24 protein-coding genes are annotated in these 23,331 nt (G+C 70.7%); 13 read left to right on the top strand and 11 right to left on the bottom strand.

The window, feature by feature from the left end; genetic code table 11:
* Positions 1-237 precede the first annotated feature (237 nt).
* Positions 238-360 carry a hypothetical protein gene (locus ABZX37_RS22080; RefSeq protein ID WP_354742247.1) on the top strand — a complete coding sequence of 41 codons (123 nt, stop codon included), beginning with the start codon at positions 238-240 and terminating at the stop codon, positions 358-360.
* A gap of 462 nt (positions 361-822) precedes the next feature.
* Here ABZX37_RS22080 and ABZX37_RS22075 read toward each other — a convergent pair whose 3' ends face one another.
* From ABZX37_RS22075 to ABZX37_RS22050, 6 genes are all read right to left on the bottom strand, one after another.
* The gene (locus tag ABZX37_RS22075; protein WP_354742245.1) at positions 823-1,179 is read right to left on the bottom strand and encodes a hypothetical protein; all 357 of its coding nucleotides are present in this window, start codon (positions 1,177-1,179) and stop codon (positions 823-825) included.
* A gap of 19 nt (positions 1,180-1,198) precedes the next feature.
* Positions 1,199-1,483, bottom strand: a complete 285-nt coding sequence (locus ABZX37_RS22070; protein WP_354742243.1) for a peptidase inhibitor family I36 protein — start codon at positions 1,481-1,483, stop codon at positions 1,199-1,201.
* A gap of 390 nt (positions 1,484-1,873) precedes the next feature.
* Positions 1,874-2,455, bottom strand: coding sequence for a hypothetical protein (locus ABZX37_RS22065; protein WP_354742241.1), 582 nt, complete (start codon positions 2,453-2,455; stop codon positions 1,874-1,876).
* A 110-nt stretch (positions 2,456-2,565) separates the two neighbouring features.
* Positions 2,566-3,693, bottom strand: a complete 1,128-nt coding sequence (locus tag ABZX37_RS22060) for a hypothetical protein (protein ID WP_354742239.1) — start codon at positions 3,691-3,693, stop codon at positions 2,566-2,568.
* Positions 3,693-4,022: a hypothetical protein gene (locus ABZX37_RS22055; RefSeq protein ID WP_354742237.1), complete on the bottom strand. Its 330-nt coding sequence runs from the start codon at positions 4,020-4,022 to the stop codon at positions 3,693-3,695. Before ABZX37_RS22055 ends, ABZX37_RS22060 begins: the two co-directional genes overlap by 1 nt.
* Positions 4,023-4,034: 12 nt before the next feature.
* Entirely contained in the window at positions 4,035-4,544 is a 510-nt protein-coding gene (locus ABZX37_RS22050; RefSeq protein WP_354742235.1) for a YbaB/EbfC family nucleoid-associated protein, read from the bottom strand.
* 523 nt (positions 4,545-5,067) lie between these two features.
* Between ABZX37_RS22050 and ABZX37_RS22045 the strand changes: the two genes are divergently transcribed.
* The 5 genes from ABZX37_RS22045 (at position 5,068) to ABZX37_RS22025 (ending at position 10,322) form a co-directional block, all read left to right on the top strand.
* Entirely contained in the window at positions 5,068-5,760 is a 693-nt protein-coding gene (locus tag ABZX37_RS22045) for a response regulator transcription factor (RefSeq protein WP_354742233.1), read from the top strand.
* The gene (locus ABZX37_RS22040; RefSeq protein ID WP_354742231.1) at positions 5,757-7,148 is read left to right on the top strand and encodes a HAMP domain-containing sensor histidine kinase; all 1,392 of its coding nucleotides are present in this window, start codon (positions 5,757-5,759) and stop codon (positions 7,146-7,148) included. The genes ABZX37_RS22045 and ABZX37_RS22040 overlap by 4 nt, the downstream gene beginning before the upstream one ends.
* Positions 7,149-7,402: 254 nt before the next feature.
* Positions 7,403-8,032: a DUF998 domain-containing protein gene (locus ABZX37_RS22035; protein ID WP_354742229.1), complete on the top strand. Its 630-nt coding sequence runs from the start codon at positions 7,403-7,405 to the stop codon at positions 8,030-8,032.
* Complete coding sequence (locus ABZX37_RS22030) at positions 8,029-10,035, top strand: glycosyltransferase (protein ID WP_354742227.1); 2,007 nt, start codon at positions 8,029-8,031, stop codon at positions 10,033-10,035. Before ABZX37_RS22035 ends, ABZX37_RS22030 begins: the two co-directional genes overlap by 4 nt.
* A 131-nt stretch (positions 10,036-10,166) precedes the next feature.
* Positions 10,167-10,322, top strand: a complete 156-nt coding sequence (locus ABZX37_RS22025) for a hypothetical protein (protein WP_354742225.1) — start codon at positions 10,167-10,169, stop codon at positions 10,320-10,322.
* A 198-nt stretch (positions 10,323-10,520) separates the two neighbouring features.
* Here ABZX37_RS22025 and ABZX37_RS22020 read toward each other — a convergent pair whose 3' ends face one another.
* Positions 10,521-11,792 (bottom strand): vanadium-dependent haloperoxidase, encoded by a 1,272-nt coding sequence (locus ABZX37_RS22020; protein ID WP_354742223.1) that lies wholly within the window; start codon positions 11,790-11,792, stop codon positions 10,521-10,523.
* A gap of 114 nt (positions 11,793-11,906) precedes the next feature.
* Between ABZX37_RS22020 and ABZX37_RS22015 the strand changes: the two genes are divergently transcribed.
* The 5 genes from ABZX37_RS22015 to ABZX37_RS21995 are packed head-to-tail and all read left to right on the top strand — an operon-like array spanning position 11,907 to position 14,941.
* Positions 11,907-12,488 (top strand): RNA polymerase sigma factor, encoded by a 582-nt coding sequence (locus ABZX37_RS22015; RefSeq protein WP_354742221.1) that lies wholly within the window; start codon positions 11,907-11,909, stop codon positions 12,486-12,488.
* Positions 12,485-13,165 carry a Rieske (2Fe-2S) protein gene (locus ABZX37_RS22010; protein WP_354742219.1) on the top strand — a complete coding sequence of 227 codons (681 nt, stop codon included), beginning with the start codon at positions 12,485-12,487 and terminating at the stop codon, positions 13,163-13,165. The genes ABZX37_RS22015 and ABZX37_RS22010 overlap by 4 nt, the downstream gene beginning before the upstream one ends.
* Before the next feature lie 38 nt (positions 13,166-13,203).
* Complete coding sequence (locus ABZX37_RS22005) at positions 13,204-13,626, top strand: plastocyanin/azurin family copper-binding protein (RefSeq protein WP_354742217.1); 423 nt, start codon at positions 13,204-13,206, stop codon at positions 13,624-13,626.
* Positions 13,623-14,561 carry a metallophosphoesterase gene (locus ABZX37_RS22000; protein ID WP_354742215.1) on the top strand — a complete coding sequence of 313 codons (939 nt, stop codon included), beginning with the start codon at positions 13,623-13,625 and terminating at the stop codon, positions 14,559-14,561. Before ABZX37_RS22005 ends, ABZX37_RS22000 begins: the two co-directional genes overlap by 4 nt.
* A complete protein-coding gene (locus ABZX37_RS21995) occupies positions 14,558-14,941 on the top strand; it encodes a hypothetical protein (RefSeq protein ID WP_354742213.1) in 384 nt (127 codons plus the stop codon). The genes ABZX37_RS22000 and ABZX37_RS21995 overlap by 4 nt, the downstream gene beginning before the upstream one ends.
* Positions 14,942-15,080: 139 nt before the next feature.
* Here ABZX37_RS21995 and ABZX37_RS21990 read toward each other — a convergent pair whose 3' ends face one another.
* Positions 15,081-15,392 carry a hypothetical protein gene (locus tag ABZX37_RS21990; protein ID WP_354742211.1) on the bottom strand — a complete coding sequence of 104 codons (312 nt, stop codon included), beginning with the start codon at positions 15,390-15,392 and terminating at the stop codon, positions 15,081-15,083.
* A 324-nt stretch (positions 15,393-15,716) separates the two neighbouring features.
* Between ABZX37_RS21990 and ABZX37_RS21985 the strand changes: the two genes are divergently transcribed.
* Entirely contained in the window at positions 15,717-18,833 is a 3,117-nt protein-coding gene (locus ABZX37_RS21985; RefSeq protein ID WP_354742209.1) for an amidohydrolase family protein, read from the top strand.
* 59 nt (positions 18,834-18,892) lie between these two features.
* On the opposite strand, the gene ABZX37_RS21980 is transcribed toward ABZX37_RS21985, so the two are convergent.
* Positions 18,893-20,014 (bottom strand): NAD(P)/FAD-dependent oxidoreductase, encoded by a 1,122-nt coding sequence (locus tag ABZX37_RS21980; protein ID WP_354742207.1) that lies wholly within the window; start codon positions 20,012-20,014, stop codon positions 18,893-18,895.
* 277 nt (positions 20,015-20,291) lie between these two features.
* Positions 20,292-20,723, bottom strand: a complete 432-nt coding sequence (locus tag ABZX37_RS21975) for a hypothetical protein (protein ID WP_354742205.1) — start codon at positions 20,721-20,723, stop codon at positions 20,292-20,294.
* Between the two features lie 176 nt (positions 20,724-20,899).
* On the opposite strand from ABZX37_RS21975, the gene ABZX37_RS21970 reads away from it, so the two are divergent.
* Positions 20,900-21,805 (top strand): universal stress protein, encoded by a 906-nt coding sequence (locus tag ABZX37_RS21970; RefSeq protein WP_354742203.1) that lies wholly within the window; start codon positions 20,900-20,902, stop codon positions 21,803-21,805.
* A 124-nt stretch (positions 21,806-21,929) separates the two neighbouring features.
* Here ABZX37_RS21970 and ABZX37_RS21965 read toward each other — a convergent pair whose 3' ends face one another.
* Positions 21,930-23,327 carry an MFS transporter gene (locus tag ABZX37_RS21965; RefSeq protein ID WP_354742201.1) on the bottom strand — a complete coding sequence of 466 codons (1,398 nt, stop codon included), beginning with the start codon at positions 23,325-23,327 and terminating at the stop codon, positions 21,930-21,932.
* Between the last annotated feature and the right edge of the window lie 4 nt (positions 23,328-23,331).

Raw genomic sequence — 23,331 nt, 5'->3', positions numbered from 1 at the left:
GTGGCGAGCGCACTGGACGCGGCGGACTCGGGGGAGGACGGCTCTGTCATGAAGGCCCTTCGATCCGTGAGCGGGGGCCTCAGTGTAGACGATCGTTTGTGACTGAAGTAGACGATTTACGTCATCTTCGAGCATCTTGTGCGTCTGTTGTACTCGGCGGGGCGCACCACGTGGTGATCTGCCCGGCCGCAAATCCGGGAAATCGCTGACGCCACGCTGTCTCCGGACGGTGCCCTCGTGGTCACCTCGGAAAGGGACCACCGGGACGCCGCCATCGCGGATCTCCGCCGCGAGAACGAGCGGCAGATCCGGACCGATCTGGGAGATCTCGAAGCCCGGCCGAGCAGCCCGTCGTCCTAATAGGACGAGGTCGCGCGGCTGCGGGTTCGAACGGTCGGCATCGACTCGATCAGCGGGAGAGTCCGGCCGGACGCCAATCGGTGCGCGGCGGCGCACGCTCGACCGGCTTTCGCGGCTACGAATACCACTGCACGTAGCCACGTTTGAGCGACGAATGAACGCTGGTGCAGTACGCGTAGCTCCAGTTTCCGCTCTCTCCGCCTTCGTAGGGACCTCCCACCGCCGTCCCGTTCTTGCACAAGGCCACCGCTTGATAGGCGGCCCTGCCGCCGCCCGTGCAAGACGCGCCGAAAGTGTTGCTGTCGTGCCAAGTCCGGCAGTGCCCGATGGCTGGTGCCGCGTCAGCCGACTGCGGCACTCCCGTCAGGCCGAGGACTCCCGTGCCAAGCACGGACAGCATTGCCGCACTGGCGGCGCCCGACCTCCGCCGGAATCCTCGATCACGGCCGCGACGGAGCACGGCTACCACCACCCGCCGCAGCCGCCGAAGCTGCTGCACGCTCGCAGATAGAAGTGCTTGACGTGCGAGTAGCTGCCACGCGACCCGCTCGCGTTGCTGGTACTGCCGTCCTTGTACAACTGCACATAGGTGTAGGACGTGGTGACGCCGATCGACCAGGATCCCTTGTAGTAGCCGCCGGTCGCGTACCAGGTCTTGCAAACGTGCGAATTGCCGCTGTGCCCGTCGTACAGCGTGGTGCACCCGCTCGCTGCCTCCGCCGGTGCCGTGCCCAGCGTGAAAGCCGTCGCCGCGGTCACGGCCGCCAACGCGCCGCTGAGCACACGCTGTCTCTTTCTTCGGTGAAGGGCTGTCGTCATGTGAATCCCCTTTCCTCGATCAGCAGTTGTTCCGGAGGAACCACACGGCATGCCAGTCGGCGTGCGGTTCGGCGGAGTAGGCGGGCGAGCCATTCGGGAGGTCGTGGAAAAAGCCGCAGCCCGAGACGGACAGCTCCCGGCCGCGGTAGTCGGAGTCCTCCCAGATGCAGAACGAGCCGTGCGGGCAATCGCTCCCAGCGGCACACCGGCTTTTCCTCGCATCGAAACCCCCTTCTCCGGTGGAAGTGCTCAGGGGGTGGTACGCGACGCTGGAGCCCCTGATGGGAAGCCAATGCTCGCGCACGGGAAGGCGGGCCGCGATGGTTTAAGCCAGAACTCAATACATGAGCACCGGAATACGCGCGATCCCGATGATCTTCCGGGTGCGCAGGGCGGGGTCAGCAGCTGTTCTGCCGGAAAAGTATGAGCAATATGTTCTTCGCATCTGTCCGCGCTCGGCTCGGGAAAGCGCGGAATCCGCCGCGTCCCGGTTTCCCGCACGCGACCGCCGGAATAGGCGACGCGGTCGCCTATTCCGGCGGTCGCCCGGTGTGCTGGAGCGTCGGCGGCAAACCGGCCATTGCCGGATCGGGCGGACCGCCCGGCCGCCCGACCGCCAAGCCCGTCACCGATTCCGCTGGCTCGCCACGGCCGGATCTGCCAGAGCAGGACGGTCAGGGCGTCGCCGCTCTGCTCACCCCTGATCCCGGCCGGGCAGGGAATCGCAGTACTGCCGCAGGTGCTGCGCCTCGGTCCGGCTGTACAGCGGGAACGTGAAGCGCGAGCCGTCCGGCCAGGTCAGGGTGCGCGCGCGGAACTTGATCTCCGGAGTCTGCGGCGTGCGTGCCTGCCAGACGATCCGCGGCGGGGGCGCGCCGGCAGGGTCGGCGATCGTCGATCCGGTGTCCACCACGGCGACGCACGACGGCGAGAACACCAGCCACGCACCGCCCAGCTTGCGCAGGCGGTCGACCAGGTCGAGTGCCATCGCGTTCGCCGGGCCCTGCACGTCAGCCGCCCGCTCGCCCTTGGCTCCGCCGCCGCTGCCGTCGCTGTTCATCACGGCGAACACCAGAAAGGCCGCCCTGCCGGCGCCGCGCAGAATGTTCCAGAAGAACCGCCGGACGACCCCTTGCCCCTCGACGGTGCCGTCCCGGCGTCTGCCGGGCACGTCGAAGCGCAGCTTGTCGTCGCTCAGTCGCAGCGCGACGACCGGCTCGCGCCACTGGCCCCGCATCATCTCCTCGACCCGCTCCCGAAACCCGGGACGGACCATGAGCTGCTCGGTTTTGCGGTCGAGACCGTCTTGATGCTCAAGGATCTTCCGCGCCGCCTGCCGTCTGCCCTCGGTGGGCGCCGACTGGGCGATCTCCTCTGGGGTACCGGCTAGATGTCGAGGTTCCCGCGGGTTTCCTCCGGGCTCTTGTCCCCACCGATCTTGCTCTTGTCGAACCACGGTTCGTCTCCTTCGGGGGTGACGGCGTCCTTGCCCTCGGCGTACCCGGACTTGCCGACCGCGATGCCCGCCTTGACGCCCGCTCCGGCGACGAACGGCTTGGCGCCGACCGAGGTGCCGAACGCCGTGGTGAGCACCCGGTTGCTCGGCTGGAAGCCCTGCGCGGCCGCGCCGAGCCCGAACTTGGTCTCGCCCGGCATGACCCCGACGCGCAGTTTTCGCGTGAAGACCTCGATCTTGCCCGAGAACTTGACCAGGAACTGCATGAACGTCTCGAGCAGCTTGCCGAACTTGCCGAGGTAGCGGGTGACCTTCGCCAGCACGCTGGCGGCCTTGGCGATGGAGGCCGTCATCGCGGCGGCGACCGAGCCGCCGAAGCTGATCACCGAGGCGGCGAGCGCGGGCAGCCAGAGGGTGATCAGCCAGGAGACCAGTTCGGTGATGATCGCCTTGATCACCTCTTCGATGACCACCATGACCATCGACCACATCTGCAGGACCTCGGCGACCGAACCGGCGGCCGAGCCGACCCCGCGGATGCCCGAGGAGAAGTCGCCGAGCGCTTCCTTCGCCGCGTTGCCGGCGTCGTCCACCCACTCGGCCAGCGCCGTGTCGCCGGTCCGCTCGAAGTCGTCGGCGAGCGCGACGAAGCCCTGCGCGATCGAGGAGAAGTTCTCCGACGCGTGCCCGATCGCCGGGCCGTCCCCGGTGACCTGGTGCAACGCGTCCTGGAGCGGCTGGACCAGTTCGAGCAGCATGTTCAGCCCGTGGCCGACCAGCCAGCCGATCGGGTCCATCGCGAAGGTGACCATGTCGCCGGCGGCCGCGCCGACGAACTTCGCCCCGTCGCCGACCAGCGCGGCGCCCGCCGAGGCCAGCTCGCCGGGGTTGTCCGCCTGGACTGCCTGCTGGGCGTGCCCGGCGATCGACTTGCCCGCCTTGTAGACCGTCCCGGCCACCGGCACGTACCCCGCCGCGCGATCGAGGTTCGCGCCCGTGCTCTCGTCGTACGCCTTGACGTTCAGCGTGTCCGCGATGCTCTTCTTCTCTTCCGCCATCAGGCCTGCTTCCCCCCGTCGACTTCGGCCTCGTACCGGCCGAACGTGACCTTCCCGGCGTCCTCGGCCCCCCGGTACATCTCGGCGGCCTTGTTCAGCTTCGTGATGAAACCGTCCACGCCGTCCTGCATCTCGCCCAGCAGCGAGCGCAGTTCGTGCAGGCGGTCGGTGTAGCCCTGCTTGGCGAAGGCCCCGACGACGCCCCACGCCTGGTCGGACACGTCGGCGGCGTCGATCTTGCCGCCGAACTTGTCCCCCTCTTGCTCGTAGTACGGGAGCTGCCGGACGTACCCGGCGATCGCGTCGACGTTCGTCTGGATGTTTCCCATCGAGAAAGCCCCTCAGTCGCGGCGGAGAACGGAGTTGTCGTCGAAATAGTCGTCGTCGTCCCGCGGTCCGGGGCGGCGCCTCGGCGCCGCTTGGTGCGGAGTCTGCTGCGCCGCCTGGTGCTCCGACGCGGGCTCTTCCGCCTCGGTTCCCCAAGCTTCCGCCTGCGCCTGCCGGACCTGCTCGGAGGTGTTGACGCCGAACGCGTCGCCGAAGGCGTCGTCCACGATCCCGGCCTGCTGCCGGACGGCTCCGGCGACAGCCTCGCGCAGGGTGCTCATGATCAGCACGGACAATTGCGCGGTGTCGAGGCGCGCGGCGCCGGCGGCGAGCCGGATGTCGGTCACTGTTCCGCTGGCGCCCGCGACCACCGTGACCGCGCCGTCCGGCGAGGTCACGGCGTTCTCGACCTGCGCGATCCGCTCCTGCATGTCGCCGACCCCGGCGAAATTCGCCTCGGCCTGCCGCACCTTGGTCTGGAAATTCTCGAACTGGGCGATCAGCTCGTCGATGTGGGCGGACATCCCATCTCCCTTGTGCGGTTCGTCGGCGTACGTCCGAATTGTGCCAGATGCGCGTGCGAGCCGAGCGGGCATCGAGAAGATCGCGCAGCATCACCGAGCCGTTTCCGTGCGTGCGCGACGTCGCTCTCGACCCATTGTGCCGCACGGCAGGCGATGCGGTCCCGCCGTTCGACGGATCCTTTGCCGCACAAGAGGAACTGGCACCGCCGGGCACGAGCGGATTCGCGCTAACGGAGAACTGGTGCCTCCCGCTCGCCTGGCTGCTGTTGCGGCGGCCGGGCCGGTGAACGGGCCGGGCAGTGCGGACCTGTCGAGTTCCCCGTTGCCCAGCAATGAAAGCTCGTCGAAAGGCAGGACCGCATCAGGTATCGGGGAACGGCGTGGGTCAGGTGACCCGGGACCGCTGATCCCCGGGACGGACATCAGGGCCCGTCCCGGGGCGCCGCTGCACCCGGAACGGGCGACTTCTCACTGAGTTCTCATTTTCGTGCGGGAGAGTGGGGCCAGGCGGAAGGAGGCGGCGGTGCATCTGGTCGTGGTCGACGACGAGGAAGCGGTCCGGGATTCGCTGTCGCGGACGCTGCGCTTCGAGGGCTATACCGTTTCGCTCGCCCGGGACGGGGCCGAAGGCCTTGACGTGATCCGGGCCGAGAAGCCGGACGGTGTCGTGCTCGACGTGATGATGCCGGTGCTCGACGGTCTGGACAGCTGTCGAGTGCTGCGCGCCGAGGGCAACTTCGTGCCGATCCTGATGCTGACCGCGCGCACGGGCGTCACGGACCGGGTCGCCGGCCTCGATGCCGGTGCCGACGATTATCTGGTGAAACCGTTCGCGCTGCGGGAATTGCTGGCCCGGGTGCGGGCGCTGCTGCGCCGGGTCGAGTACGACACTCCGGCGCGTCCGGCCGGGGCCGCGCTTTCCTTCGCCGACCTGGTCCTGGACCCGGAGACCCGGGAGGTTCGCCGGGGCGACCGGCCGATCCGGCTGACCCGCACCGAGTTCGCGATGCTGGAGGCGTTCCTGCGGCATCCGCGGATCGTGCTGACCCGGACGGCGATGTTCGACCAGGTGTGGGGCTACGACTTCGGCAGTTCGTCCAACGGCCTGGACGTCTACGTCAGCTATCTGCGCCGGAAACTCGAAGAGGGCGGCGAATCCCGGCTGCTGCACACCGTGCGCGGGGTCGGCTACGTGCTGCGGGACGACCCGCTGTGAAACGGCTGCGATGGCGGGAGCGCTCGCTGCGCACCCGGCTCACCGCGATGGTCGCGCTCGCCATGGCCGTCGCGGTGGTCGCGACGTTCTCGGCCGCGTGGTTCCTGACCCGGGCCAACCTCTACCAGCAGTTCGACGCCCAGCTGCAGACCTACGCGCAGGTCGCCGCGAAGGCCGCGGACCCGGCGGAAGCGCTGGCCACCCTGCGCGCGGTGCAGCAGGACAAGCCGGGCCCGAGCTCCGGCCGGGCCGAGGCGATGGCGGTCGAGTTCGTGGACGCGGACGGGGCGAGCGTCGGCGTGGCGGGCGCGCCGCCGTTTCCGACCGGCCCGCAGGCCCGGTTCGTCGCGGCCGGGGACGCGGCGCTCGGCTTCGACGTCGAACGCATCGGCGGCGACCGCTACCGGGTGCGCAGCGTGCCGCGGCCCGGCGGGGGAGCAGTGCTGGTCGCGCGCAATTCCGAAGACCTGGAAGGAACTCTCGCCGAACTCGGCGGGTGGCTGACCCTGGCCGGGCTGGTCGGCGTCGCCGGTGCGGCGCTGGCCGGGCGCGCGATCGCCAAGACCGCGCTGCGTCCGGTCGCCGCGCTGACGGTCGCCGCCGAAGACGTCGCCAGGACTCAGGAACTCGCCGCCGGCATCACCGTGGCGGGCAAGGACGAACTGGCCCGGCTGGCCGACGCGTTCAACGAGATGCTCGGCGCGCTCCGCCTCTCGCGCGACGAGCAGCGGCGGCTCGTCCAGGACGCCGGGCACGAGCTGCGGACCCCGTTGACCAGCCTGCGCAACAACATCGAGCTGCTGATCCACGCCGAGGGCCAGGACCGGGCACTGCCGCCGGAGGACCGGACCCGGCTGCTCGCGGACCTCGACGTCCAGTCGGTCGAACTCACCACTCTGGTCGGCGAGCTGGTGGACCTGTCCACCGGCGAGCGGGAGCCGGAACCGGTGGACCGGGTCGACCTCGCGGACGTGCTCGCCGCCGCCGCGGACCGGGTCCGGGCCCGGTCGCCGCAGGTGGAGTTCGCCGTGACGCTGGCAAGCGCCGAGGTGAAGGGCCGGGCCGGGGCGCTGGAACGGGCGGTGCTGAACGTGCTCGACAACGCCGCGAAGTGGAGCCCGCCGGGCGGGACGGTCCGGGCGGCGGTGCTGCCGGAGATCCCGGCGATCGTCGTGTCGGACCAGGGGCCGGGCATCGCCGAGGTCGACCTGCCGCACGTGTTCGAGCGGTTTTACCGGGCCGAGGCGGCGCGGTCGAAGCCGGGGTCCGGGCTGGGGTTGGCGATCGTGGAGCAGGTGGTCGGCCAGCACGGCGGGACGGTCCGCGCCGGATCCGCCGACGGCGGGGGAGCGCGGTTCGAGCTGGCGTTCCCGGCCGCGGGCGCGTGATCGGGCCAGTCGGGCGGACCCGGTCGCGGGGCGACGGCTGAGCGGAATGCGACATCCCGTCCGAACCGGCCGGATCCGCCCGGCCAGGCGTCGCTGAAGAACTCGCCGCGCCGGGCGAATCCGTCGCGGATTCTCCCGTCCGATACCGATATCGGCGGGTTCCGCCCCCGCGTCCGAACCCCGCCGAGCGCTTCTTAACCGAACCCCGGGGAATTCTCATCAGCTTCTCATCCGGCCCGCCCACCGTGGGGCAGGTGACCGGAAGCCTTGTCAGCGCCACTCCCGCGAAGCGGCTCGCCTGGTGGGCGATCGGCCTCACCACGGCCGCGCTTTCGCTGATCGGCACGCTGTCGTTCGCCTTCGACCCGACCGTCGACCCGTTCCGCGACCCGGTCAGCGACTACGCCCTGCACCGGGTCGCCCGGGTCTGGTTCGCCCTGGCCGTGCTCCTGGTGCTGGCCGCCGGGGTACTGCTTGTCGCGGCCGCCCGGGCCACGTCCCTGCCCGCCGGGCGCACCACCATCGTCCTTTTCGGACTGTGGGGCGTCGCGCTGGTGATCGAGCTGGTGTTCCAGGGAAACGCGGCGGTGGGCGAATCGACCTTTCACGGCACTGTCCACCGGATCGGCGGCGCTGTCCTTTTCGGCGCGTTGCCGCTGGCTTGCGCGTCGCTGGGGCAGCGGCTGAGCGCCAAGCCGCACTGGGCGAGGACCGCGCGCCGCCTCACCGGTTGCGCGATCGCGGGCCTGGTCACCGCCGCCGGTTTCGGCGCCGCCCAGTTCGTCACGGCATTGCCTGCCGGATTGCTGGAACGCGTCGCGCTCACCGCGGAACTGGTCATCCTGATCACCGGCGCCCGCGCGATCGGAAGGGCGGGCCGATGACCCTCGTCGCGATCGCGCTGGCGGTGCTCGCCGCGTGTTTCTTCGCCGCCGCCGTCCGCTTTCAGCACCGATCGGTCGAAACCGCCGACGGGACCGGTTTGCGCGTCGTCGGCGCCGTCCTGCGCAACCCGATCTGGCTCGGCGGCACCAGTCTCGCCGTTCTGGGCAGCACGCTGCACCTGATCGCGCTTTCGCTGGCGCCACTGGCGGTTGTCCAGCCGATCGGCGTGCTCAGCCTGGTGTTGACCGTCGGCTTCCGAAACCCGGACCGTTCCAGCCGGGCAGTCGCCGCGACCGTCGCGGTATGCGCGGGAGTCGGCGGATTCGTCCTGCTCTCCGCCACGTCCGTCGGAGTCGCCGCTATCCCCAGCGTCGCCAGCGTCCAACCGGCGCTGCTGGCCGGAGCGTGCGCGGCCGTCGGGGCATGGTTTGTCCGCGGCCGTGCGAAATGCCTGGCCCAAGCCGCCGCCGCGGCAGTCCTTTTCGGACTCGGCTCCGCCACGATGCGCGTCGCTGCCCTGCATTTTGTCCACGGGACTCCCGGGACGGGCGCGGTAGTGGCCGCCGAAGCCGGACTGCTCCTGCTGACCGGCGGCTGGCTGATGCACCGCGCTTACGCCAGCGGTCCCGCCGCGGTCGCTGTCGCGGCGACAACTGTCGTGGACCCGTTCACCGCAATCCTCGCCAGCGCACTGCTGTTCGGCGAGCGACCAGTCGCCTCGCCCGTCGCCGCCACTGTCCAAATCGGACTGGCCGCCGTCGCCATCGCCGGCGTCGTCATGCTGGCCTACGCGAAACCGTCACCTCGAACTGTTCAGGAGCGTCCCATGCCGCATTCCCGGTTGCGTATCGTCATCGGCGCCGACACCTTCCCTCCCGATGTGAACGGTGCCGCGCACTTCGCCGAACGCCTGGCCCGCGGGTTGAGCGCCCGCGGCCACGAGGTCCACATCCTCACCCCGCAGCGCGCCGAGGTCCCCGATCCGGACGCGGGCTACCCGCTCCATTACGTGCCGTCCCACCGCACGCCCTTCCATCCGACGTTCCGCTTCAGCACCCCGCGCCGCGCCCGTCGCACCGCCGCCGAACTGCTGGACGACCTCCGCCCCGACGTCGTCCACGTTCAGTCGCACTTCTCGGTCGGCCGCGGTCTGCTGGCCGCTGCCGAAGAACGCGGCGTCCCCGCCGTCGCGACAAACCACTTCATGCCGGAAAACCTGCTCGGCTTCGTATCGCTGCCCGAACCGGTGACGTCGGCGCTGACCCGCTGGGCCTGGCGAGACTTCGTCCGGGTCTTCCGCCGCGCCGGGGTCGTCACCACGCCGACCCCGCGCGCCGCGCAACTGCTGGAGGAAAAGGGTTTCCCCGGCCCGGTCGCAGTGGTCTCGTGCGGAATCGACCTGGGCCACTACGCCCCGGTCGACCCCGCGCCCGCCGATCCCGTCCGCGTCCTGTTCGTCGGCCGCCTGGACGCGGAGAAGAACGTGGACGACCTCCTCCGGGCCCTGCCGAAAGTCCCGACCCTGCACGCGACCCTCGTCGGCGACGGTTCGTGCCGGACGGAACTGGAACACCTCGCCGCGCGCCTGGACGTCGCGGACCGGGTGACGTTCCGCGGTTTCGTGCCGGACGCCGAACTGGTGCGCGCGTACCGGACCAGCCACCTCTTCTGCATGCCGGGCACCGCCGAACTGCAAAGCCTGGCGACGATGGAAGCGATGGCCGCCGGTCTCCCGGTGCTCGCCGCCGACGCGATGGCCCTGCCCCACCTGGTGACCCCGGGCCGGACCGGGTGGCTCTACCCGCCCGGCGAGACGGAGGTGCTGGGGGAGCGCCTGCTGGAACTGACCGCCGATCCCGCCCTGCGCGCGAGAATGGGCCGAGCCGGTCAGGAAGCCGTGGCCAGGCACGGAATAGCGCGGACCTTGGACGCCTACGAGGATCTCTACCGGGCCGCGACTGGGGCGCTTCCGCACACCCCGGTGACCGGCCAGGCAGCGTAGCCCAGCCCGGCGGCGACCTCTCCGCCTACGTTCCCTTGATCTGTTTCAGCAGGCGCTTGCGGTGGTGTAACACGGGTTGTGCCCGGTGCGAGCAGCCCTCAACCGGCCAGGGGAGCTGCGCGCTGAACTACTTGACCGAGACCGAGGTGCTGTGCGGCGTCGCGGAAATCGGTGTCGGCGAGTATGCGGAATCGTTTACGCATTGGTGCTCACCGCCCGTCAGCGGGAACCGAACGGGGAAGGCCGACATGGCTGACCGCGTCGCCGTCACCGGCGCGGCCGACTGAACGGCAGCTGGAGTCGGAAAGAGGAAAATTAAGGTGTGGCGGCCTGGAAACCGCCCCCCGGACCTTTAAGTCCGGGGGGCGGTTTTGGCCATGGCGGAGCTAAGGGATGCCAGTCTTGGCACCAGCGTCGTCGGCGCGCACCTTCACCGCCCGGCCCCGCTCCACCGCGCCATTTCGCGGATCCTCAGCCGCGAAAGGTCAGGAGCACAGGACGAACTCGGCGACGTCGAGGCCGAGCTGGCGGCCGGCGTCGTGGTCGAGCCGGGTGTGCACGCCCGCGGGGATGCGGCTCAACCCCGCTTCGTCGGCCGCGTCCTGGAACGTGTCGAATCGCCGGACCACGTTCGGCAGCGCCTCGGACGTGACCTCCAGCGCCCAGCTCGGCCCGTACTCCTCGCTCAGGACCCGCGCGCCCGCCTGCGCGACGACGCTGTGCGCGCCGGGGTACGCCGGATCCGCCGGGGTGGTGGCGAGGCTCGACCAGTCCGGGATCCCGTCCGTCGCCGGGTTTCCGTCGTCGGCGGCGAGGCGGACCGCGGTGATCGGCCGCCAGATCCGGTAGTGGTATTTCGCTTCGTAGAACGCGATCACGGCGTCGGCGAAGGTCAGGTTCAGCTGTGCGAACACCCGGGCCGCGTCGATCAGGCCGCTGCGCGAACCGGCGACGACCGACTGCGTGATCTCGTTCCAGTAGTTCCAGATCGGCGCCGCCCAGAACCGCGCCTGCACGGTCTGGTCCGCGGTGCGGGTGGTGCTCGTGTCCCGGCCCGTCGCGGCGACCTCGTTCAGTGCTCTCGCGTACCGGGCGCTCTCCAGCGCGGGGTACGGACCGGGCCGGAACTGCCCGGCCTGGTCGAGCACGAACGGCGTCACCGCGGGCCAGTGGGTGAACACCGCGGGCGCGAACGCGGGCGGCGTCGGCCGGTACTCCCCGGGGGCCGTGCCCGGCGCCAGCACCGGCGGGACCGCCGCGGAGCCGTCATTCGCGCGGAGGCCGAGCAGCAACCGGGCCACCAGCCGCCCGGCTCGCACTCCGCGGTCGCGCGCGTCCGGCGGAATGCCGGCCAGCTGCCCGGTCAGCAGGGTCGCCAGTTCCGCGGACCGGGAGGGGTAGAGCGCGGCCAGGACGTCGTGCGCGGCCTGCGCTGCCGCCGCTTCCGGGGCCGCGTGGCCCCGGACCTCGAGCGTGAACAGGTACGGATGCCCGCTGTCGGCCGTCGCGACGACGGCGTCGTGCATCGCCGCGTGCAGCAGCGCGAAGCTGCGCGTCGGGTGAACGGTCGCAGGCTGAAGGCCGGGCGTGCGCACGATCGCCAGCAGCTCGCGGTTCCAGGCGAGGACGACGTCCGCGCCGCCCGGCCGGATCGGCGTCGCCGCGGCGGCGGGCCTCGGCAGGCCGGTGGTGGCGAGGACGGCGGCGGCGGCCCCGCCGGTGACGAGCAGTTGCCGGCGTGACATCGATGCGGTCATTTCGCTCCTCGGGTCGTCGGAAACTCCGCTTACGGATACGGTCTCCGGTTACGGCGTAACCCCGGTTCGTATCCCTCTGGTGGTGGGAGAAAACCGGTGGGGAGAAGGCGGGCGGTGCCGGTGGCACAGCGGTTCCGGCGCAGACGCGCCGAACAGGACGAAGCGGGCGCGGCGCCCCGCGCGCGGCTGCACGCGGTCGGCGCGGACGTCTACCCGGACTGGGAGGCGGTCTACCGCGACAACGTCGACCGCGTGTTCCGGCTGATGTTCTCGAAGGTCGGCAACCGGCCCGACGCGGAGGACCTCACCACGGAGGTCTTCCTGACGGCGTTGCGGCCGCTGCGGGTCTCGGCGAGCGTGGGCGAGGTCCGGGCGTACCTGCTGGCCACCGCGCGGACGGTGCTGGCTGGGCATTGGCGGCGCACGCTCGGCCGGGAGATCACCGCACTGGACGAGGAACGCGACATCGCCGCGTTCGAAGCGGACACCGTGGACCCGGGCGTGCTCGCCCGCGCCGAGGCGATCCTCGCGCAGCTGCCCGAGCGCTACGGCCGGATCCTGCGCCTGCGGTTCCTGCAGGCCTGCTCGTTGAAGGAGGCGGCGGCCGAGCTGGGCACCACTGTCGGCAACGCGAAAGTCCTGCAGCACCGCGCGTTGCGCCAGGCGGCCCAGCTGGCGGAAGGGATGGAGACGTGAGCACGCGAGGCGTCCGCCGGTTCGTCAAGGACCTCCTGCGCCGGCGCCGGCCGCGCCCGTTCGAGGCCGGCCCCGGCGACGAGGCCGAGCTGCGGACCGCGGTGCTGCTGCGCGCCGCGCGGCCCGGCGGTGCGGCGGCGAGCGAGGAGTTCGTCGCCGCGCTGCACCGCCGGCTCGCCCAGGAGCTGCGCGAACCCGCGCCTGTGCGGGGCGGCAACCGCCGCCGGTTCATCCAGGTGTCCTCGGCCGCTGCGGCGGCGGCCGCCGCGGGCGCGGGCGTCGAGTACCTGGTGACCTCAGGGGCCGAACCGGCCGCCGCGCCCCCGGAAGAGAAGACCCTGCGGCCCGAGAACGGCCAGTGGCGAGCTGTTGTCGCGGCCCAGGACCTGCCCGAAGGCGGCGTGCTGCCGTTCGACTTCGGGGCCGTCGCCGGGTTTGTGCAGCGCTCCGGCGGGCAGGTGCGCGCGGTTTCGGCGACGTGCACGCACCTCGGCTGCCGGCTGAACCTGGACGCGCCGGCTCGGCGGCTGAACTGCCCGTGCCACCGGACGTCGTTCGCCGTCGACGGCGCGGTCCTCACGCACCAGCTGCCGGTGACCCCGCCGCCGTTGCCGCACCTGGTGGTGCGCGAGTCCGGCGGCGTCGTCGAGGTCCTGGTGCCGGGGGAGGGAGCGTAACCCCCGCACGTATCCCTGGTATGAGGAAATCCGTTGGGGTGAAACACTTCCTGCTCATCACCGCGGCCGCGCTGGCGTTGACGGCCTGCGCCGCGTCGCCTCCAGCCGCGTCGCCTCCCGCCGCGCCGATGGCGTCGATGCCCGGGATGCCGGGGATGCCCGGGATGACGCCGCCGCCGTCGCCGACCGCGACCGCCAGTTCGACGGCGAATGCCGTGGGCATCAAGGACTTCGCGTTCGCGCCCGCCGCGACGACGGTGAAGAAGGGCACCACCGTCACTTGGACCAATCAGGACCAGGACGCGCACACGGTCACCAGCACGGGATCCGGTGGCCCGCTGCGGTCGCCGACCCTCCAAACTGGACAGTCCTATCAGTACACTTTCAGCAAGCCGGGCACGTTCGAGTACCTGTGCACCATCCACCCGTTCATGACGGCGACCGTGACGGTGACGCCGTGACCGAAGACGAGCACAGCCCGGAAGGGATGACCCGGCGCCAGCTCCTGCGGCACACGGCGTGGTTCGGCGCGGCCGTGGCGCTGACGGTCACCGGCGGCGAGGTGATCAGCCGGATCGCCGCGCCGGGAGACGCCGCCGCGGTCGACGACCCGAACGCGTTGCGGTTCGTCCAGGTCAGCGACAGCCACCTCGGCTTCACCGGACCCGCCAACACGGCCGTCGAGTCGTCGTTTTCCGAGGCCATCACGCAGATCAACGCGCTCGGGTACCGCCCGGACTTCGTCATGCACACCGGCGACCTGACCCACCTGTCGACGGCCGCCCAGTTCGACCAGGTCAAGCAGATGATGAGCACTCTCGACACCGGGCACGTGTCCACGGTGCCCGGCGAGCACGACTCGATCGACGACGCCGGCCAGAAGTACCGCAAGGCGTTCGGCGCGGGCACGGCGGGCGACGGCTGGTACAGCTTCGACGTCAAGGGCGTCCACTTCATCGCGCTGGTCAACACGCTGAGCCTGGAAAAGCTCGGCCATCTGGGGCCGGATCAGCTGGAATTCGTGCGCAAGGACGTCGCGAAGCTCGGTTCGGACACACCGATCGTGGTGTTCAGCCACATCCCGCTGTTCGCGATGTACCCGACGTGGGGCTGGGGGACCGACGACGCGACCCAGGCGCTCTCGTACCTGCGGCGGTTCTCGTCGGTGACCTGCCTCAACGGGCACGTGCACCAGTTGTTCACGAAGACCGAAGGCAACATCACCTTCCACAGCGCGACAACCACCGCGTATCCGTTGCCTCAGCCGGGAACGCGGCCAGCGCCGACACCGGTGACACTGCCCGCGGGCAAGCTCAAGGACGCGCTCGGCATCCGCGAGGTGTCCTACCGCCCGGGCGGGCCGGGCCTGGCGGTGAAGGACGTGAAGCTGGCATGAATGTCGTCCTGCGCCTCGCGACGGCGGTGTGTCTCGCGGTGAGCGGCTATCTCCACGCGCGGCTGTACGTCGGCGGCTATCGCGTGATCCCGGTGATCGGGCCGTCGTTCCTCCTTCAGGCTTCCGCGGCGTTCGCGGTGGCCGTACTGGTGGCTCTGGGCGGCCCCTTCCTGCTGCGCCTGGCGGCGGCCGCGCTGGCGGCGGGTGCCTTGGCGGGCTTCGTGCTTTCGCGGACGACCGGGTTGTTCGGCTTTTCCGAACGGGGTTTCCAGCCCGCGCCGGAGGCTTTGCTGAGCGTCCTGACGGAAACCGCTGTGCTCGTCCTGGTCGCGGTCACGCTTTACCGGACGCGCCGATCCACGCGGACGGCCCACGCCTGAACTCCGGCGGCGCACCGCGAGCGGAAGGCCCGCGGTGCGCTTCGGACACCGTGCCGACCATGCCCCACACCCCGCGCGCGGCACCCGAACCCGAACCGCCGGACGACCTGTCGCCGGGCGAGGGCTGCCAGCGCTGCCGCTATGGGCTGTCCGCCTCCAGTACCAGCACCGTCATGTCCAGGAGTCTTTGGTAGTACTCGCGACCGTAGGCGTCCAGTTCGGGGATGACCCGGATGAGCTGCTGTTCGCATTCGGCGAGGATGTTCCATCTCCTGTCGTCCAGGAGACCTTGTCGCTGCAGCCAAGTGGAGATACAGCCGGATGAGTTCTCGTCAAGCATCACCGTGTCGACGGCTGCCACGTCGGTGCCTCGCCACCGGCGCGGGAACGGCGCCTTTCTGTGAGCCTCGAAAAGCGTCGTGACTGTCGCCAGCCGATCCGCGAGATCCAACGGCTTCCTCCTCCTGGGTCAACGACGCGAAATCAGCGAGCTGGTGGCTACCGCGTACGCGACAGCCGAATGCGGCTGCAAGTCAACAATAATGAGCACCTCGAATAGCGCGTGTCCGGCAGTCGAGGACGGACTATTCATCGGAGCCAGGTGGCGCAGTCGCGGTTGCAGCCATCGGCGTAGGGACCGGTGATCTCACCACGGTCGCACGCCCGCCTCGGCGGTCGACGTTCGTGCGGCCGAAAGGATGATCGCTGCCGGAACGCCCGGAAACGCCGTTAGGGTGGGCCAGATCATCGAACGGCAGTGCACTGGGGGGCGCAGATGACGGTGAACAGGCGTGGTTTCCTGGCCGGAGTAGCGGGAACGGCCGGCTCTGTGGGGCTCGGCGCGACCGGTCCGGTATCCGGCGCGCGGGCGGAATCCCTTGCCCGGCAACCCCTTGTGGTCCGGCAGGGGACGAACGTGGCGGCCCAGCTGTCGCCGGACGGCCGGACCGTCGCGATCGACCTGCTCGGCGTGCTGTGGCTGCTGCCGGCGCGGGGCGGAACGGCGAAACGGCTCACCGAGGACGTTTTCGACATCGGATTGCCGTCCTGGTCCCCGGACGGCACGGCGCTGGTGTTCCAGTCCTATCGCGAAGGCTCCTTCGACCTGTGGACGATCCGGGCCGACGGCAGCGGCCTCCGGCGGCTGACGAGCGGGCCGTTCGATCACCGCGAACCGGTCTTTTCCCCGGACGGCCGCGCCGTCGCCTACTCCTCCGACGAAGGCGGCAGTTACGGCATCCGGGTGCTGGACGTCGCCTCCGGGACCAGCCGGGTGATCACCGACAGCCCGGAGGAGGAGTACGAACCGGCCTGGTCGCCGGACGGGGCGAAACTCGCGTTCGTCGCGGGCGGGAAACGCGTCGACGTCGTCTCTGTCGCCGACGGCTCCCGTTCCACGCTGGTCAGCGAACCCGACGCGGTGCTGCACAGTCCGATGTGGACTCCGGACGGAAAGGACGTCGTCTACACCCGGGTCGTCGGCGGCCCGAGGCCGCAGCCGCCCGCCGCGGTGGAGCTGGCACGCGCCGGGAAACCGTTGTTCACCGGGGAGGACGTGTTCCCGTTCCGGGTTTCCTGGCTCAGCGACGACGAATACCTCTACACCGCCGACGGTGCGCTGCGGCGGCGGAAACTCAGCGGAGGCGCGGCGACGGACATCCCGTTCCGCGCGCCGGTCACCGTCGCCGAGGGGCCGCTGCACGCGCGTCCGCGGGATTTCACTTCCACCACCCCGAAACCCGTGGTCGGGATCGGCAGCCCGGTGCTGTCGCCGGACGGCAGCCAGGTCGTGTTCCGCGCGCTGAACGACCTGTACGTGATGGAGCTGGGCCGGTTGCCGCGCCCGCTGACCCGGGACGCGTGGTGGAAAAGCGACCCGGCGTTCTCGCCCGACGGAAGCAAGGTGGTCTACTCCACCGACCGCAGCGGCACGCTCGACCTGTGGATCCGTGATCTGAAAACCGGGCAGGACCGGCAGCTGACGAACCTGCCCGATCTGGCCGCGACGTCGAGCGCCTGGTCTCCGGACGGCTCGCGGATCGCGTTCCTCGACCAGAACGGCGCGCTGCACACCGTCGAAGTCGCGACCGGCGCCGTGCGGCAGATATTCACCGCGATCTTCGAGCCAGGCCGTCCGACCTGGTCTGCGGACGGCAAGGTCGTCGCACTCGCCGCGGTGAAGCCGTACTCGACGCGCTTCCGCGAGGGGCTGAACAAGATCCTGCTGGTGGACACCGAAACCGGCGCCGGCCGTTACGTGGACCCGATGCCGCAGCGGTCCATCCAGACCCGCGGCGACGACGGTCCGGTGTGGTCGCCGGACGGGCGGCGGATGGCGTTCGTGGCGGCCAGCGTGCTGTGGGTGGTCGACGTGCACCCGGACGGCACGCCCGCCGGCCCGTCGCGAGCGGTCACCGACGAGGTCACCGACGCGCCGAGCTGGAGCGGCGACTCGAAGACCCTGCTGTACCTGAACAACGGCCGGTTGCGGCTGATCGCGGCGGCCGGTGGCGAGCCGCGTACCGTGCCGACGCGCCTGACCTGGACCAACGCCCGCAACCGCGGCCGGGTGATCGTGCGCGCCGGGCGGATGTGGGACGGCACTTCGCACGCTTCGCGCACGGACGCTGACATCGTGGTGGACGGCGGCCGGATCGCCTCGGTGGAGCCGGCGGGCAGCGGACTGGACGGCGAGATCGTCGACGCGCGCGACGGCGTGGTGATCCCCGGGCTCGTCGACATGCACAACCACCGCCAGATGCAGGGGTACGGCTACGGCGACCGGCAGGGCAGGCTGTGGCTGTCGCTCGGGTTCACCACGACCCGATCGCCGGGCAGCCCGGCGTATCACATGGTGGAGGAGCGGGAGTCGATCCAGTCCGGCGCGCGGCTCGGGCCGCGGTACTTCGCCACCGGCGAGGCCATCGACGGCTCGCGCGTCTTCTACAACTTCATGCGGCCCACCTTCGACGAGCGGCAGCTGGAACTCGAGCTGGAGCGGGCCGGGAAACTGGATTACGACCTGCTCAAGGCCTACGTGCGGATCAGCCCGGACATGCAGCGCCGGGTGATCGAATGGGGTCACCAGCGGCGGCTGCCGGCGACCTCGCACTACCACTACCCGGCGCTCGCCTTCGGCAGCGACGGCATGGAGCACATGGGCGCCACCAGCCGGTTCGGCTATTCCCGCACGTACTCCCTGCTCGGCGCCGGATACGACGACGTCGTGGCCCTGTTCCTGCGCCGCGGCGCGGCGCGCACACCCACGCTGTTCGCCGCCACCGCGCTGTTCCGCGACGACGAAAGCCTGGTCACCGACCGGCGGGTGCGGACGCTGTATCCGGCGTGGGAGTACAAGTCGCTGCAGAAGACCGCCGAGACCTCGAAGACCGCCGACCAGACCGCGGCGCTGAACAGCCTGGCCCGCCAAGTCAAGGAGGCGGCGGCGATCCTGCGCGGCGGCGGCCGGATCGTCACCGGCACCGACTCGCCGATCGACCACACCGCGGTCAGCACCCACATGAACCTGCGCGCGATGGTCGCCTACGGCTTCACCCCGTACGAAGCGCTGATCACCGCGACGAGCATCCCGGGCGACGTCCTCGGCGAACCGCTGGGCCGCATCGCCCGGGGTTGCCACGCCGACCTGGTGGTCCTCGGCAGCGACCCGCTCGCCGATATCAAGGCCGCCGCCGACGTCCGCCAGGTCCTCGCGAGCGGGCGCGTGCACACCGTGGACGAGCTGCTCGCCCCGTTCGCGTCGGCCGGCTCAGCCGCGCCGGCCAGCGCGCGGCTGACACCGGTTCCGGATCATCCGGACAACGCGGCGTTCTGGTGGCACGACCCGCACTACGTAGCGAGCGCCCGCACGTCCTGCTGCACCGGCGATTAACCGGTTTTCGGCTTGGCCCCGGCGTTCGCGGTGCCGAGGCCAAGCCGCCGCCCGGCTCGCTAGGAGCGATCGAAGAGCGTGACCACGCTCTGCGGCGCCTCCCGGCCGAAGAAGTTCTCCAGGTTCTGTGCCGAGAGGCCGGCGACCTCGCCGCTGCGCGGAAACAGCCGGTCCTCGTAGGCGGCGAGCGCGCTCTCGACGTCGGGTTGCCCGGCCAGTTCGGCCGCCAGGTCCGCGCCGTCGTACATGGCGAGGTTCGCGCCCTCACCGGCAAAGGGGGACATCAGATGCGCGGCGTCGCCGATGAGCGTCACACCGGGTACCCGGTCCCACTTGACCCCGACGGGAAGGGCGTGGATGGGCCGGAGCCGCGGCTCCACGTCGCTTCCGGTGACGAACGCCGTGAGCAGCGGCGACCAGCCGGCGAACTCGGCGCCGACTTGACGCAGGCCCTCGGCCGGGTCGCCGAAGTCGATCGACTCCGCCCACTCCTCGGGCTTGTTCAGCGCCACGTAGCCGGCGACGCGCCCGTCGGCGTGGCGATGGGCGATGATGCCTTTGCCCGGCTCGACCGCCATCAGCGTGCCGCTGCCGATCGCCGCCACGCTCGCCCGGTGGTCCGGCCCGCCGGCGGCGAGGCCGATCTCGATGAAGCAGGTTCCGCTGTAGAGCGGCTTGGCGGGGGTGAGCAGCGGGCGCACCTTCGACCAGGCCCCGTCGGCGCCGACGACCAGTTCGGCGTGCGCGGCCGCCCCGGTCGCGAAGGCGAGGTCGTAGCCGCCCCCCGGACGGTGCCGAATCGACTCGAGTTTGTGCCCCCACTTGACGGTGCCGGGCGCGAGCGACTCGATGACCAGGTCCCGGAGTTCGCCGCGATCGACCTCCGGGCGCGCCGACCCGGGGTCCCCGGGCAGGTCGAACAGGACCGTGCCGGCGTGGTCGACCACGCGCTTGGCGTCCTCGCCCGGACGGACCAGGCCGAGGAACTCGTCGTACAGACCGGCCGCGCGGAGAGCGACTTGCCCGGTCTCCTCGTGAATGTCGAGCAAGCCGCCCTGCGCGCGGGCGGTCGCCGACGCCTCGGCCTCGTAGATCGTCGCGGCGACGCCGGTGACCTGAAGCACGCGGGCGAGCGTCAGGCCGCCCAGCCCCGCTCCGATGACGGCGACGGACTTCTGCATGGTGCGCTCCTCTGTCGAGCCGGCACGCGCCGGCAAGGGTGGTGTCCGAGAAGGGGCGGGAAGAACCCGATCTCGGCAAGGAGCCGCTGACCGAGCAGAAACGTCTGCGTCGATGTGTGCGCGATGTCCGACGGCTTGAACCGCGGAGCATCGTTTTTCGCGACACCGTCACCATAGCTCAGCATCCGGTGCCCGGCGACCGGACGGTCTGTCTCGTCGATTGCGTCCTGGGCGACCCGCGGGTCGAGCGAGGCGACGGGGCGGGGGTGGCGTCCGGTTAGCGTTGGCGACGGAGGAACAGGTTGAGCGCGGCGGATACGTTGGCGCGCACGAACTCTTCGGGTTCCGCGGCCAGCACTGCCCGGATCGGGTCGACGCTGTTTTCGGCTCCGGGCAGGTCGAACACGACGCAGCCCGCGGCGTTGCGGACGTCCCAGTCGTCGTCCTCGCGGGCGAGCCGGTGCAGCGCTTCCCGGCACCGGTCGACGAGGGCGGGTTCGGCGAAGTCCAGCAGCGGAATCGCCCGGACGGCCTCGACCCGGACCAGGTCGTCCTCGGCGGTGTCGTTCGCGGTCGACAGCAGGAACGGTTCGAGCACCGGCGAATCCCCTTTGCCGGGGACGAGCAGCCGCAGTGTCTGGAAACGGCCGTCGGCGGTCATCCGGCCGAAGCGGTCGACCAGTTCGCGGGCAGTCGGCTCGGCAGTCACGGTTCTGATGGTATCGAACGGCCGGACAGCGTCGCCGACTGTCTACTGTGTACCGACAGGAGCCGAGGCCGACGTCCGTCGCATCCCCCCCCATCGGGGTGTGACGACGGGCTGGAACGGCCTTCGACCGGTAGCTTCCTTGCACGGACTGTCCGTACGGGGAAAGCGGGGATCGGATGACGGGGTCGGAGTCAGCAGTGGTGGTCGGTGTCGACGGTTCCGCGGCCGCTCTGACAGCGGTGCGCTGGGCGGCACGGGTCGCGCGGGAACGTCATCGGAGTCTTCGCCTGGTCCATGCGTTGCCTGAGCTGCCGGTGTCCTTTCCCGCGGCCGAGCTGTCGTTCGAGCAGATGCAGGAAGCTGCCGGCGCGCGCGGCGCGCGAGTGCTGGCCGAAGCGGGCGACGCGGCTGCCCAGGCCGCGCCGGGCGTCGAGGCGGCGACCGCGGTGCGGGCCGAGGGGCCGGCGGAGGCGTTGCTGGCCGAGGCGGCCGGCGCGAGCATGATCGTGCTCGGCAGTCCGGGCCGGAGCACGGCGGGCCGCGTCTTGCTCGGGTCGGTGTCGGTCGCGCTGGCCGCGCACGCGCCGTGTCCGGTCGCGGTGATCCGGCCGCACGTCGGTGAGGACGAGGCCCCGGCCGAGGGGCCGGTCGTGCTGGGCGTCGACGGCACCCCCAAGGGCGAAGCGGCGATCGCGGCCGCGTTCGAAGAGGCGACCTGGCGGAACGCGCGGTTGGTGGCGGTGCACAGCTGGAGCGAGAAGTTCCTGGCCGAGGTCTTCGAAGAGGGCCGGCGGGGAATGGACCGCGCGGCAGTCGAGGAGCACGAGCACGAGCTGCTCGCGCAACGGCTGGCCGGCTGGCAGGAGAAGTACCCGGACGTCGTCGTCGAGCGGGTCGTGCGGGCGGGGCGCCCGGCCGAGGTGCTGCTCGATCTCGCCGACCGGGCGCAGTTGCTGGTCGTCGGCAGCCGAGGCCGGGGCGGGTTCAGCGGCCTGGCGCTGGGATCCACGAGCCAGGCGCTGATCTCGTACGCGCTGTGCCCGGTGCTGGTCGCCCGCGGCGGGACTCGCCCGGGGGAGTAGCGGGGCAGCGCACCGGCCGTAGTGGGCGAGGGCGGCGACGGGCTGGTTTCCCAGCCGAGAAGTTCGACTCCGGCAGGGCTGGGATCACCGCGCGTCCACCGTTGGTCCTTTGTGGACTATCAGTTCACGAATGCCGCCTTTGCTCGGGCGACGCCGCGGACCGCGTTCTCGCATCGCTGCCCGCTGATGGGGGCTCCGCCACGTCAGCGGGCAGGTTCGCGCGGCCGAGACGGTCCACCGGCACGTCGTAGGTCTCCGGTCCTGTCCAGACAGCAATGGCCGCGATGCCGATGCACACTCCGGTGAACGCCGCGACCGGGAGCCACCCGTACGGTCCCGGACGCTGGAGGAGCGCCCCGATGACCGGGGCGAACCCGACGAGGACAAGGCCGATCTGCTGCCCGATAGCCATCCCGGAATAGCGCACCGGGGTGGCGAACAGCTCCGCGAAGTAGACCGGATAGACGGCGCTCCAGAACGAATACAGCACCGACATGAACAGGAACGCGCCCAGCGAGATCAACACGAGGCTGCCGGTCGTGATGAACCAGAAGAACAAGAAGAGCGACAGGAGACTGCCGACGGCGCCGATCAGGAGCGTCGGTTTCCGGCCGATCCGGTCGGACAGCGACGCGGCGAGCGGCAGGACAGCGATCGACAACCCGAGCGTGACGGCGTTGACGATCAGCATCGGCGATTTGCCCACGCCGGCCGTCTCGCTGGCGTAGGACAGGCTGAAGAAGCTGAAGATCGTTTGCGAGGAGGCCATCAGGGTCATCAGGACAACCCGTAACACCGCCGTCGGCTGGGTGCGCAGGACTGCGAGGCCCGGAACGCGCACGACGGCGTCGGTCTCCTGCTGTTTCTCGAACTCCGGCGGTTCGTCGAGGCGGGTGCGGACCCAGTACGCGATCGCGAAGACCACGACCGAGGACAGGAACGGGATCCGCCAGCCCCAGGCGAGCATCTGAGCGTCGGGAAGCGCTGCGACAGGGATGAACACGAGCGTCGCGAGGAGCAAACCCGCCGAGCAGCCCGTCGAGGCCCAGCTGGTGAAGAAGGACCGATGGCGGTCCGGCGCGTGCTCCAGGGTCAGGGTCGTCGCGCCGGCCAGCTCGGCGCCGGCGGAGAAACCCTGTGCCAGCCGGGCCGTGACCAGCAAGATCGGCGCCAGAATCCCTACCGAGCCATACGTCGGCAGGAGTCCCACGGCGAACGACGAGGTGCCCATGATCGCGAGGGTGATCATCAGCACCCGCCGGCGTCCGATCCGATCGCCGAAGTGCGACATCACAATTCCGCCGACGGGCCGCGCGACGTAGGCGACCCCGAAGGTGGCGAAGGACAGGGCGAGACCGACGGCCGCATTGCCGGAGGGGAAGAACAGCCGGTCGAAGATGAGCGCTGCCGCGACGGCGTACAGGTAGAAGTCGTAGTACTCCAGCGTGCTCCCGAGAAACGCCGCTATCGCGGCTCGTCGGGCGGACGTTGTCGTGCGCGTTTCGTGGGCGGTGCGGGGCATCGTT

The organism is Amycolatopsis sp. NPDC004079 (assembly GCF_040610415.1).
GTDB classification, from domain to species: domain Bacteria; phylum Actinomycetota; class Actinomycetes; order Mycobacteriales; family Pseudonocardiaceae; genus Amycolatopsis; species Amycolatopsis halotolerans.
Note: the sequence above shows the minus strand (reverse complement) of the source record. Positions and strands in the feature narration are given on the sequence as shown.